The sequence below is a fragment of the Streptomyces sp. NPDC001070 genome (assembly GCF_053598835.1).
Genome location: NZ_JBSFLB010000033.1, coordinates 86,908 through 99,068 on the forward strand (window position 1 = coordinate 86,908; position 12,161 = coordinate 99,068).

The 12,161-nt window shown below is 71.6% G+C and carries 8 protein-coding genes; 3 read left to right on the plus strand and 5 right to left on the minus strand.

Annotation, left to right across the window (positions count from 1 at the left end):
* Nucleotides 1-247: 247 nt before the first annotated feature.
* Both ACWDAS_RS33010 and ACWDAS_RS33015 read right to left on the minus strand, forming a co-directional pair.
* Nucleotides 248-1,984 carry an MFS transporter gene (locus tag ACWDAS_RS33010; RefSeq protein ID WP_450398279.1) on the minus strand — a complete coding sequence of 579 codons (1,737 nt, stop codon included), beginning with the start codon at nt 1,982-1,984 and terminating at the stop codon, nt 248-250.
* Between the two features lie 214 nt (nt 1,985-2,198).
* Nucleotides 2,199-2,408, minus strand: coding sequence for a hypothetical protein (locus tag ACWDAS_RS33015; protein ID WP_450398281.1), 210 nt, complete (start codon nt 2,406-2,408; stop codon nt 2,199-2,201).
* Between the two features lie 270 nt (nt 2,409-2,678).
* Here ACWDAS_RS33015 and ACWDAS_RS33020 point away from each other — a divergent pair, with 270 nt between their 5' ends.
* Nucleotides 2,679-3,557: a helix-turn-helix domain-containing protein gene (locus tag ACWDAS_RS33020; protein WP_450398282.1), complete on the plus strand. Its 879-nt coding sequence runs from the start codon at nt 2,679-2,681 to the stop codon at nt 3,555-3,557.
* A 118-nt stretch (nt 3,558-3,675) separates the two neighbouring features.
* On the opposite strand, the gene ACWDAS_RS33025 is transcribed toward ACWDAS_RS33020, so the two are convergent.
* The gene (locus tag ACWDAS_RS33025; protein WP_450398284.1) at nt 3,676-4,659 is read right to left on the minus strand and encodes a PP2C family protein-serine/threonine phosphatase; all 984 of its coding nucleotides are present in this window, start codon (nt 4,657-4,659) and stop codon (nt 3,676-3,678) included.
* A gap of 801 nt (nt 4,660-5,460) precedes the next feature.
* On the opposite strand from ACWDAS_RS33025, the gene ACWDAS_RS33030 reads away from it, so the two are divergent.
* A complete protein-coding gene (locus ACWDAS_RS33030; protein WP_450398286.1) occupies nt 5,461-9,168 on the plus strand; it encodes a S8 family serine peptidase in 3,708 nt (1,235 codons plus the stop codon).
* A gap of 214 nt (nt 9,169-9,382) precedes the next feature.
* On the opposite strand, the gene ACWDAS_RS33035 is transcribed toward ACWDAS_RS33030, so the two are convergent.
* Nucleotides 9,383-10,000 (minus strand): TetR/AcrR family transcriptional regulator, encoded by a 618-nt coding sequence (locus tag ACWDAS_RS33035; RefSeq protein ID WP_450398288.1) that lies wholly within the window; start codon nt 9,998-10,000, stop codon nt 9,383-9,385.
* A gap of 364 nt (nt 10,001-10,364) precedes the next feature.
* Nucleotides 10,365-11,042: a GAP family protein gene (locus ACWDAS_RS33040; protein ID WP_450398289.1), complete on the minus strand. Its 678-nt coding sequence runs from the start codon at nt 11,040-11,042 to the stop codon at nt 10,365-10,367.
* 875 nt (nt 11,043-11,917) lie between these two features.
* On the opposite strand from ACWDAS_RS33040, the gene ACWDAS_RS33045 reads away from it, so the two are divergent.
* Complete coding sequence (locus ACWDAS_RS33045) at nt 11,918-12,109, plus strand: hypothetical protein (protein WP_450398291.1); 192 nt, start codon at nt 11,918-11,920, stop codon at nt 12,107-12,109.
* Nucleotides 12,110-12,161: the final 52 nt, after the last annotated feature.

The following is a 12,161-nucleotide window of genomic DNA, read 5'->3' on the forward strand; positions in this document are numbered from 1 at the left end:
GGCGGCGTGGCTCTCACTCGCCAGTCACCCGTGATCAGTGCCCGACAACCACCGTCTCATCCTGCTGCGCATGGCTCCCCCTCCATGTCGCATGGAGGGCGACCCCTTCGGTCCGGGCAACCATGGCGGGAAAGGTGGCGCGGCGAGCCGCTCGTCCGCCTCAGGCGCCGACGCATCCGTGCCCCCTGCCCGGAGCGGGCAGGGGGCACGGATGGCATGGCCGGGACGGCCCGGGGCGCCTCGCGGCTCAGGCCGTGACCGACTCGCCGGGCAGCGACAGGTCCAGGTCGACCAGGCGCTCGTCGCCCGCGTGCGTCGCCGCGGAGGCCAGGGGGCCGTGCCCGGCAGCGCGGGCGGCGAGCACGTACGGGCCCTCGGCAGGTACGGCGAGCGCATAACTGCCGTCCTCCGCGGAGAGCGTCGCGCCGGCCTGCCGGCCGCGGCGGTCGATCAGCGTGACCTTGGCCCGGGCGACCGGCGCGCCCCCGGCTCCCACGACACGACCGCGGAAGCCCCGCAGGACCTCCTCGGCGCGGGCCAGGCCCGCCTCCTCCTCGCTGCCCGCCCGCAGCTGCTCCGCCGCCGGGCGCCGGCCCGGCAGACCGAGGGCGAGCAGCAGACCCAGCGCGACCGCGCCGGTGGCGATGAGGAACGAGACGCGGAAGCCGTGCATGGTCGGGATCGCGACGCCGTTCACGTGCTGCGCGGTGTTGGCCAGCACCATGCCGATCACGGCGCTCGACACCGAGGTGCCGACGGAGCGCATCAGGGTGTTGAGACCGTTGGCCGCGCCCGTCTCCGAGGCCGGGACCGCGCCGACGATCAGCGCGGGCAGCGAGGAGTACGCGAGCCCGATACCGGCGCCCAGGACCACCGCCGTGACGACTGTCTGCCAGACCGCGTCCATCAGACCGAGGCCGCCACCGTAGCCGGCCGCGATGACCAGCAGGCCGACGATCAGCGTGACCTTCGGGCCGAACCGGGCGGACAGACGGGCGTAGACCGGCGCCGTGAACATCATCGTCAGGCCCAGCGGGGCCACGCACAGACCCGCGACGACCATCGACTGACCGAGGCCGTAGCCGGTGGCGGCGGGCAACTGCAGCAGCTGCGGCAGCACCAGCGAGACGACGTAGAAGCTGACCCCGACCATGATCGAGGCGAGGTTGGTGAGCAGCACCTCGCGGCGGGCGGTGGTGCGCAGATCGACCAGCGGCGCCTTCAGCCGCAGTTCCATCAGCCCCCACAGCAGCAGGACGACGGCGGACGCGCCGAACAGGCCGAGCGTGGTGCCGGACGACCAGCCCCAGTCGCTGCCCTTGGTGATCGGCAGCAGGAACAGGACCAGGCCGGTGGAGAGACCGAGCGCGCCGAGCAGGTCGAAGGAGCCCGTCGCGCGCATCGGCGATTCGGGCACGACGAAGAGCGTGAGGACGATGGCGAGCACGCCGAGCCCGGCGGCGGCGTAGAAGAGCGCGTGCCAGTTCGTGTTCTGGGCGATCAGGGCCGCGCCGGGCAGCGCGAGACCGCCGCCGACGCCGATCGAGGAGCTCATCAGGGCCATCGCCGAACCGAGCCGCTCGCGGGGCAGCATGTCGCGCATCAGCCCGATGCCGAGCGGGATGGCGCCCATGGCGAAGCCCTGCAGGGTACGGCCGACGATCATCGTGAGCAGCTGGCTGGTGACCGCGCTGATCACGGCGCCGACCACCATGACCGAGAGGCTGGTGATCAGCATGCGGCGCTTGCCGTACAGGTCGCCGAGGCGGCCCATGATCGGGGTCGCCACGGCCCCCGAGAGCAGGGTCGAGGTCAGCACCCAGGTGGCGTTGCTCGGGGCGGTGTTCAGCAGCTGCGGCAGGTCCTTGATGACCGGCACGAGCAGGGTCTGCATCACCGCGACAACGATGCCCGCGAAGGCGAGCACAGGGACGACCGTCCCGGTCGTACTCCGGACGGGCCGGTCGGTCGTCGTGAGTGTCATTGAGTGAGGCCTCCGGGCAGGGGAAAGACCGTGGTGTTGGTCATTCGCGTGAGTTACTCCTTGACCAACCCTGTATCCCGAGGCAACTATTCCAATGCCCGAATGCCCCGAAAGACCGTTTTCCATTGAAATCGCCTGGTTATTCCGCCTCTTGCCGGGGCGCGCGTGGGGCCGGCCCCGGCTCGGCGAACAAGCGAGGCTCATGAGGAGGGGCTCAGGCGGTGGCTTCGTCGAGGAGTTCCAGGACGCGGTATGGGCGGCCGGTGGCCCGGGTCATGGCCATCTCACAGGTGCGGTTGCACGATGCGTAGGCGTCGAAGTCGCCGGCGGTGGACCCCGCCGCCTGGGCCGCCGATGACCGCGACACCGTCGTCGGGCTCGCCGCCAGCGGCCGCACCCCTACGTCGTCGGCGGCCTGCAGCACGCAGCCGCCATGCGCGCGGTCACCGGAGCCCGCCCGGTGGCATCCGTGGATTCCCGCAGTCCACGCGCCGCGGGACTGCGGGTATGCCGCCGTCCCGGCGGCTCGGCCTCCGGAGACTGGGGCGGGATCTTACGGTGGCGACGGTGGGGGGTTCCCCTTCCCAGCGCACGAGGGCATCGTGATCGAAGCGTTCTGCACCGACATCCTGCCGCCCGACGAGCGGGCAGAGTACTGGAGAGACGCCGTCCGCTGGCGTTCACCCGGCTGGAGGTGCGCAGCCGGCCGGAGGCCGTCTTCCACGGCGCCATCCGGCGGACGCCCGTCGCGGGCATCCACGTGGGCTTCCTGGATGCGAGCCCGCAGCGGATGAGGACCGCGCCGCTCATCGCCGCGGACGGCGACAGCTCGCTGATCGTGAGCCTGCAACGTGACGGGGGCAGCGTCGCGGTCCAGGACGGCCGGGAGGTGACGGTCGCGGCGGGCGAACTCGTCATCCTGGACACCAGGAGGCCCTACGTTCTGGACTTCGCCGGCCCCGTGCGACAGCACGTCGCCACGGTTCCGCGCGACATGCTGGACCTCCCCGACTCGGCGCTGCGCCTGGCCACCGGCCGGAGCTACTCCCCCGCCCACGGCATCGCCGGGATCCTCTCGTCATACGTGGACGGGCTCGCCGCGGCGCCGGAGCACTACGCCTGCGCGCGGGAATCGAAACGGTTCCTGCGACGCGGGATCGTCGACGTGCTGACGGCACTGGTCACCCTGGAGGCGAACGCCGGCGAGGCAGACACGCCCGCCGTCGAGGAGGCCCTGCTGCTGCGGGTCCACGACTACATCCGCGCTCACCTCGACGACCCGGCCCTGTGCCCGACGACCATCGCGGCGGCACACCACATCTCCGTCCGCTACCTGCACAAGCTCTTCCAGGGCGAGCCCATGACCGTGGGCCGGTGGATCCAGCACCTCAGGCTGGAGGCCTGCAGGAAGGACCTCGCGAGCCCGGAGTTCGCGGGGCTGACGGTGGCGGCGATCGCACACCGCTGGGGCTTCGCGAGCCACGCGCACTTCAGCCGGACCTTCCGGGGGGTCTACGGTCTGTCGCCGGTCGAGTGGCGGCAGGCCGGCGCCCTGTGGGTCCCCGACCCCTGACCGTACGCCGCCGGCCGAGCGGCCGCCGATCAGTCCCGCCACAGCGGGCCCGCGTCCTCGCGCCGCACCTCACCGGCCGGATGTGGCAGCACGGCGGCACCCGGTTCCTCGACACGGGTCAGCGCGACCATCGCGAGTCGTCCTCCGGGAGCGCACCGGCGTGGGCCACGAGGTCATCGAGGATCTCCCCGAGCACGGCCCGCAGGCACTCCTGGCGGGCCGGGCACGGGCGGATCCACCGCCACGCCGTCGCGCGCTCCAGCAGCGGATAGCAGGCCCCGGCACCGTCACGCGCATCGATGAGCCCGTCGGTGTAGAGCAACAGCGTGTCACCGGGGTCCAGTTCGAAGCGCTCCTCGGTGGCGCCGCCGTCCCGCAGCCCGTCCAGGCCCAGCGGGGGTGACGGGCAGCCGGACACCAGGGCGACGCTCCCCCGGCGGGCGCGCACAGGCGGCGGATGACCGAAGTTGACCATGCGTGCCACCGGCTCGCCGTCGGGCACCTCCAGGAGGAGCGCCGTCACGAAGCGCTCGTTCTTCTCGTGGGCGGGCTCGTCGGTCTCGGCCAGGTGCCGCACAAAGCTCTCCTCCAGCCGGATGGAGAGTTCGGCCAGGGTGGCGGCGCGCGGAGCCCATTCCCGGAAGGCGCCGAGCACGGCCGCGACGTCCGCGAACGTGGGCAGGCCCTTGCCGCGCACGTCACCGATGATCAGGCGGGTCGCGCCGCCCGTCCGCGCGACCGCGTACAGGTCGCCGCCCACCTGCCCGCAGCCGCCGCAGGCCCGGTAGACCGAGGCGAGCGCCAGAGTGCCGACGCGCCGGGGAAGCGGCCTCAGCAGCACACGCTGCACGGCGTCGGAGACCGTGCGCGCTCGCGCCGCCCTGTGGCGGTAGTGGTTCCGCAGGCGGCCCAGCACCACCGCCACGACCGCCGCGGTGGCCAGCGGCGCGATGCCGCACGCGAGGCTCACATGGGTGCACAACGGCAGCGTCGCGCAGAGCGCGCCGACCGCCAGGACCCACACCACCGCGGCCGCGACGACCAGGTTCCGCACCGGCCGGCGGTCCTCGGGCTCCTGCTCGAACTGTTCGGGGTCCGTCATCACCATCGCTCCCTCACTGTGCACCGCGTGCCGGGAACCGGCCGATCGGGGCGCGGTCCCGGTCCTCCCGCGGATCGGGCGCCCACTCGTGGTGGGACACCCCGACCGTAGGCAGGAGCCGTGCCCACTCCTTGCCCCACGGCGCCCGGCCCTTTGCCCGCCCACGCAGCCCCGGTACGACGCCTGTGGGGGCGGCGGCCGGCCGAACGTGCGGGAGGACGGGACCGGCGGGGCCCGGCCCCGGGACGGTGCCCGCCCCGGCACCGCCGACGGCACGGAGCGTCCCGCCGCGCACCGTCAACGGCCCCGCCCCGGCGGGGCCAGCAGAGCGGGCGGTGCGAGCCGGAACCGGCGTCCGGCACGCCCGCGGAGTCGCCGACGCCGAAGGATCCGGCCATCGGCGCCGGGCTCCCGGTGGGGCGGGCGGGCACGCACGGAGCGGGCAGGCAGGCCGCCCTCCGAACGGGCAAAGTGCTTCGCCCTCGCGATGATTGACGTAGTATCAGGCATTGGCGCACCAGTCGGCCGCGCGGATTGTCCGCCCCCTTGCCGCCCCGCGCGTCCCGGAGTCCGGCCGGAAGTCCGCCGGCGCGATTCGACCGCACCCATATTCCGTTGTGTGCACGAACTCACGGTCATAGCAGGTCTTGTCATCACACAGCGACACTCGGGCGATTCCCCGGATGACACAACTGCGCCATGGCACAAGAGCGACGCCGTCCACCCCTTGAGCCGGGTCGGGGGCGGCCCGAGGATCAATGGCCGTCCACTCTTCACATGGCTTGAGGAGTTTCCTTGCCCATGGTCCACATCCCCAGGCCCGGGCCCGGGGCGATCACGCTCGGCGTGATCGCCGCCCTGGCAGTCGGGGTCATACCGGCCACGGCCGCCGTATCCGCGGACCCGGCCGGTCCCGTGACCACCGCCGCACAACGGTCGCCCGGCAGCGGCGGCACACACACCGTCACCCTGATCACAGGCGACAAGGTCACGATCGGCACCGCCGCCGACGGCACCGTCGTCCGGTCCTTCGAAAGCGCGGACGGCACCACCGCCGGCTTCCACCGCGCCGTCATCGACGGGGCGACGTACGTCTACCCCGACGCCGTACTGCCCTACGTCGGCGCCGGGAAGCTCGACAAGCAGTTGTTCAACGTGACGCGGCTCATCGCCGACGGTTACGACGACGCGCACACCACCCGGTTGCCGCTCATCGTCAGCTACACCGACGCCGCCGCCCGCTCCCGGACGCAGCCGAGGATGACGGGCTCGACCGTCGTCCGCAGGCTGGACAGCATCCAGGGCGCGGCCGTCGCGCAGAACCGCAAGCAGGCCCCGGCGTTCTGGTCCGCGCTCACCGGTGGTGCAGGCGCGGCGGCCCGGTCGGCGAAGCCTGCCTTCGCCGGCGGTGTCGCCAAGGTCTGGCTCGACGGCAAGGTCAAGGCCGACCTGGCCGACTCCACCGCGCAGATCGGTGCGCCGGAGGTCTGGGCGGAGGGCAACACCGGCAAGGGCGTCAAGGTCGCGGTCCTCGACACCGGAGTGGACGCCGAACACCCCGACCTCGCCGACCAGATCGAGACCAGCGCCAGCTTCATCCCGGACGAGCAGGACACCCTGGACTACCAGGGCCACGGCACCCACACCGCCTCGACGATCGCCGGTACCGGAGCCGCTTCCGACGGCAAGGAGCGGGGCGTCGCCCCCGGTGTCCGCCTGGACATCGGCAAGGTGCTCAACAGCGAGGGCAGCGGCCAGGAGTCCTGGATCATCGCGGGCATGGAATGGGCCGCCCGCGACGCCCAGGCCAAGATCATCAGCATGAGCCTGGGCGGCGGCGGCGATCACACCGACCCCATGAGCCAGGCGGTCGACCGGCTCAGCCGCGAGACCGGCGCGCTGTTCGTCATCGCGGCGGGCAACGGCGGCCCGCACTCCATCGGCAGCCCCGGCGCCGCGGACTCCGCGCTGACCGTCGGCGCCGTGGACTCCGCGGACCATCTCGCCGACTTCTCCAGCACCGGCCCGCGTGACGGCGACCTGGGGCTGAAGCCCGAGATCACCGCACCCGGCGTCGACATCCTGGCGGCCCGCTCCCACTACAAGCGGGGCTCGGGCTACTACACCACGATGAGCGGCACCTCGATGGCGACGCCGCACGTCGCGGGCGCCGCCGCGCTGCTGGCCGCCGCCCACCCCGACTGGACCGGCTCCCAGCTGAAGGAGGCGCTGGTCAGCAGCGCCAAGGCCACCCCGTCGTACACGCCGTACCAGGCGGGCGCCGGACGGCTGGACGCACCGGCGGCGGTGCACGCCACGGTCTTCGCGACCGCCAGCGCCTTCTCCGGTTTCCACGCCTGGCCGCACAAGCCGGGAGAGACCGACGTCCAGAAGGTGACGTACACCAATGTCGGCGACGCCCCGGTCACCCTGGACCTGGCGATCGACTCGGCGGCCCCGGCGGGACTGTTCACCCTCTCCGAGAACCGGGTCACCGTCCCGGCCCACGGCACCGCCTCGGTCTCCCTGACCGCGGACCTGGACCGGCTGCCGCTCGACCAGTCGATCAGCGGCATGATCACCGGTAAGGACGGCACCGGAACGGTCCGGGGCCGGACCCTGATCGGCGCCGCCAACGAGGGTCAGCGGCAGAACCTGACCATCACCGCCAAGGACCGTTCGGGCAAGCCCCTTGCCGGCAGGGTCCTGCTCACCGCGGACCACCTCTTCACGGTGATGGACCTCGACGAGTCCGGCACCGGCACCGCGCGGCTGCCCGTCGGCAGCTACAGCGGCTGGCTCACCGCCGACGTGCAGGGGGCCAACGGGCCGCACTCCCTGGGCATGGCGCTGCTCGCCTTCAACGACGTCCAGCTGGACCAGGACCGGAGCATCACCCTGGACGGCCGCAAGACCCGTCAGATCCTGGCGCGCACGCCGGGGCAGACCACCCCGGTCGCCCCGCGCCTGGACGTCCACCGGTCGTTCGGCGACAGCCTGGTCGAGTCCTCCATGCTGCCCAATGAGACCTACGACAGCATCTGGGCGCTGCCGACCGGCAAGAAGGTCACCGACGGCGAGTTCGAGTTCGGCGCCCGCTTCCGCCTGGAGCAGCCGGCGCTGACCCTGGGCACGAAGTCGACGACGTACGCCGACCCGCTGGTCAAGCGCGCGGCCAAGCCGCTGCCGGCCGGCACCCGCACGCTGACGGCGGTCTACGGCGGTGACGGCACGGCCAAGGAGCTCGCGTGGCACGGCGCGCGCGGCAAGGCCGTTGTGGTCCGCGGCAGCGGCACCGCCGGGATCCGGGCGCAGGCCGAGGCCGCCGCGGCGGCGGGCGCGAAGGTGCTCGTGGTCGTCAACGACGGCACCGGCCGGCTGCAGCCCTGGGACGAGAATCCCTGGAGCCCCGAAAGCCCGGCCCCGCTGACGGTCGCCACCCTGGGCGCCGACCAGGGCGCCGACCTGATCAGCGCGCTCGGACACGGACCAGTGAAACTGAAGGTCACGTCGCACCCCACCACCGACTACCTCTACGACGTGGTCCACCACTGGACCGGGGCCGTCCCGGCGGACCCGACCTGGCGCGTGAACCAGCGTGACCTGGGCCGGGTGGACGTCTCGTTCCGCAACCACCGCCCGGGCAAGGCAATGGAGTTCCGCACCGACGTGTGGCGGGGCTGGGCGGTCTCGAACCAGGTCACCGCGCCCGCCCAGGGCGAGCGGACCGACTGGGTCACCTCCGGCACCGACTGGCTGGACGACGCGTTCATCGCGGGCGAGACCGGGCAGCACTCGCTCGGCGTCCTGCGCTACGCGGCCGGGAAGACCGCCAAGGTCAACTGGTTCGGTCCGATCCAGCGGCCCCGGATGGGCCCCATCGGCTACCAGCCGGTGCGCTACCTCGACGGGGTCTACATCCCCGCACCCGGCTGGGGTGACTCCGGCTCCGGCCACGTCGGCGAGGCCTACGGCAACTACGACGTCAAGGACTGGATGTCGCTCTACCAGGGCGACCGGCAGCTCAACTGGGGCAACTCCGAGTTCCTGCCGATCACCGGGCTCGCCCCCGAGAAGCTGCCCTACCGGCTGGTGGTCGACAACGACCGCGGGGCCTGGGTCAACCCGTACTCCACGCACACGCTGACCGAGTGGAACTTCACCTCCGAAGCCACCGGGGCCGACGCGGCGGTGTCCCTGCCGCTGATCCAGCTCGACTACGGGGTGGACACCGACAAGGCGGGCCGGGCGGACCGGCACGCCAAGGTGACGGTGACCGCCTCGCACCTGCCCGGCACCACCGCCGCCATCGGGAAGCCCTCGCTCGAGGTCTCCTACGACGACGGGAAGACCTGGCACCGGTCGGAGCTGAGCCGCAGCGGTGACGGGTGGCGGACGAACCTGAGCGCGCCGAGGTCCGCGGGCTTCGCCACGCTCCGGGTCACCGCCCGGGACAGCGCCGGCAACACCGTCTCCCAGACGATCGACCGGGCCTTCGGCCTGCGCTGACGTCACGAACGGGACATCCACCGGGCGGGGCCGCGACCGCGGCCCCGCCCGGTGGCATTGTTTCCCGGAGGCGCGCGGAGGCATCGGGGCACGGGGAAAATCCCTCGCCGATCCCCTGGCCGGGCCTCAGACTGCGGGCATGGACGGAGACGCCGCCTTCACCTCCCGGGCCGTCACCCCGGCGCGGTCGGGCGAGGCGCGGACCGTCGGGACGTCATGATCCGGCTGCCGCACCGTCACCGCCGCGGCGTCCGCCGAACTCCGCGATGGCGTCGAAGAGATTGAGCGCCTGCTCCACGAACTCCCCGCGTGAGAATGCGAGCTCGCCGTCGGCCCAGTCCAGCAGGATCTGGTTCACACCACCGACCATGGCCATGGCCATCGCGGTCACATCGGCGTCCGGGTCGCTCCATTCCTCGCGGAACAGCGACTCGACCAAGCCGGCCAGATGCCGCAGTCCGCGTCGCCGTTCCCGGGCGGCCAGGGGGCCGCCCGCAAGCGACTCGATCAGCTTGACCCGCCCCCTGCGCGGATCGTCGGCCACCCCGCCGGCCAGGACACCGAGCATGCCGCGTGCCCTGTCCCGACGCGTGCCGGCCCCGTCGAGCGCGTCCTCGCACCGTGCGGCCTCCTCCTGGTGGATCTCCTTGAGGACTTCGGCCAGGAGTTCGTCGAGGGACGAGAAGCTCTCCGTGAAGTACCGGTCCGGCAAACCGCAGTGGCGGAGCACCGAGCGGATCGAGGTACGGGCATAGCCCTGCGCGGCGAACAACTCGATCGCCGACTGCATGATGCGGCGGCGGCGCACCGCCGTGCGCTCTCCGGCGGTCATTCCGCCGTAGTTCCTCATCCCGTCAGCCCGTTCGACCATGCATCGCTCTCGCCTCACCCTCATCCCGCATGGGCCACCGTCACCGAGCGCGCACACGATGATGCCCGGAGTGACTCCCGCGTCCTGCGGCGCGAAACGTCCCGGCGGACAGCGCACATATCGATCTTTCCATCTGCGGACACACGCGCACAGATGGGCGCATTCTCGTCCTCGCGAGGAGCAGCCCTGCCAGAACGATCGGCGACGTGCGGTCCACCCCGGTCACTCCAGGGCATTCCGCAGGCACAGTTCCGGCAGGCGGGCAGAGGCGGTCGCGAACTTGCGCATCCGTGATCGGATCGCAGCGCCACTCGTTAGCAGGCTGTCAGGAGGTAAGGATGCGGATGCCGTCACCGAGCAGTTTCAGCCCGAGAACGAAGAACAGGACCGCCATCACGGCGACATTGTGCTGAGCTGCCCAGTCCTTCCAACCACCGAGTGTGGTCTTCGCTCGCTCTCCCCCGAACAGGAAGACTGCCAGTGGAGCCAGCAGGCCGAGGCTGGCGATCAGGACGAAGATCGCCAGCGATGCGATCTGCTGCCCGACCGGCAGCCCGGCTGAGCCGATGGTGGCACTCGCGGCGATGGTCAGCGGGGCGTTCTTGGCGTTGAGCGCCGCCAAGGCCAGTCCGAGTCCCCAGACCTTCACCGGCGCAAGGCGGTCTATCGCGCCCATCCATTTCGGCAACTGTGCTTGCGAGGGATCCCTCGGACGCCGGTGCCACAGCCGCGCACCGAAGAGGAGGAGGAACACGCCCAGAGCGAGCTTGAGAACTCCCACCCAGGTGGCCGGGTGATCGTGGGCAGATGCACCTGCGGGGGAAGAGATCGCCAGCATCACCGCGCCCAGTGCCGAGAGCCCCAGGATCCAGCCGGCGGTGAAGAGAACCCCGTTGAGACGTCCCCGGGGCGTGGCGAGAATGAGGATGATGGCGATGACCGGAAGCGGGCTGATTGCGACAGCGGCCGCGAAACCCAGCACGTCACCGAGGACTGCGCCCATGGTTGCCTCCATGCGCGATCCAGTGGAACAGGGTTGGCGGAAGCGGGTACCCCGACCGCCTGGGCGGCGCAACGGCTTGCTGTGCGATCGCCTGCACCGCGGTCTTCTCGTCTTCTCGGCCGTGCGAAAGCGGCTGCCCGAGAACGGTGACGACGGACTCGGCACGTCCCGGTTCCATCTTCCAGCGCCTGCCCGGATCTGTCCTCGGGAGCTGCCCAGGGCACGAGGACTCCCGGGCCGGCCTGCCGTACCCGCGCCGTTACCGCCTTCCGGAACCGGACGCCGGAGCGGGACAACTGGGCGTGGGACGAATTCCTGGCTTCCTGCGCCTGGCAAAGATCCCCCCGGTCAACGTCCCGCTGTCGAGCTCGGTTCCGTGCCCGGCGTCATCGGCATGCAGATTGTCGGCGGCCTCGTCGGCCTGGCCCGGGTCGCGCTGATCTTTTCGCCCGACCCGAGAAGTCATCTCGCTGACGCAGGCGGTGGTCGGCGGCGCGGAACAAGCCGGAGACCCGGCCCGACGCGGTCACCAGGAATCATCACTCCCTTGACAGGTGACGCTGCCTGTGCGACCGTCGGCAGCAAGCGCGGCGGGAGCCGACCCCCGCGTACGAGCCGGCACCGCACCCGTGGAACGGATCGCCGGGGCGCCGGCCGCGGTGGCACCGAGCGCCGCACTGCCCCCACCGGAGGATTCCCGTGACTGTAACCAAGGTTTTGAAGGCGGCGACGGTGGCTGTGGCCATCGTCACCATCACGTGCGGGTGTTTCCTCCAGGTTTTCTGAGGACGTCACCGGCTGCGGGCGCGGCAGGCTTCCGGCCTCTCCGCGGTCACCGTATCGACACCGAGAAAGACCCGGAGAAGAGGACGACCATGCCGAATACGCAGAAGGTGGTCACGATCACAATCAAGGACGCCGACGCCGTGGCCCGTCAGGCCCGCTTCGGCGCCCTTCCCCAGCGCGTCCTTCCCGAGGACACCACGGAGGTGATACCCGTCATGGACCGGTATCCGTCCCAGGACCTCTACGACCACGAGAAGTGGCTCACGTGCAGGTGGGTGTAGCCACACAACCGGGCCGACCCCGACCACGAGACCTCTGTCTTCGACCCGCAGA

What these genes read in the sequence shown, in the direction of transcription:
- ACWDAS_RS33025 (WP_450398284.1), bottom strand. Translation starts at nt 4,659, where the DNA reads ATGACGGACCCCGAACAGTTCGAGCAGGAGCCCGAGGACCGCCGGCCG.
- ACWDAS_RS33045 (WP_450398291.1), top strand. Translation starts at nt 11,918, where the DNA reads ATGCCGAATACGCAGAAGGTGGTCACGATCACAATCAAGGACGCCGAC.
- ACWDAS_RS33035 (WP_450398288.1), bottom strand. Translation starts at nt 10,000, where the DNA reads ATGACCGCCGGAGAGCGCACGGCGGTGCGCCGCCGCCGCATCATGCAG.
- ACWDAS_RS33030 (WP_450398286.1), top strand. Translation starts at nt 5,461, where the DNA reads ATGGTCCACATCCCCAGGCCCGGGCCCGGGGCGATCACGCTCGGCGTG.
- ACWDAS_RS33040 (WP_450398289.1), bottom strand. Translation starts at nt 11,042, where the DNA reads ATGGGCGCAGTCCTCGGTGACGTGCTGGGTTTCGCGGCCGCTGTCGCA.
- ACWDAS_RS33010 (WP_450398279.1), bottom strand. Translation starts at nt 1,984, where the DNA reads ATGACACTCACGACGACCGACCGGCCCGTCCGGAGTACGACCGGGACG.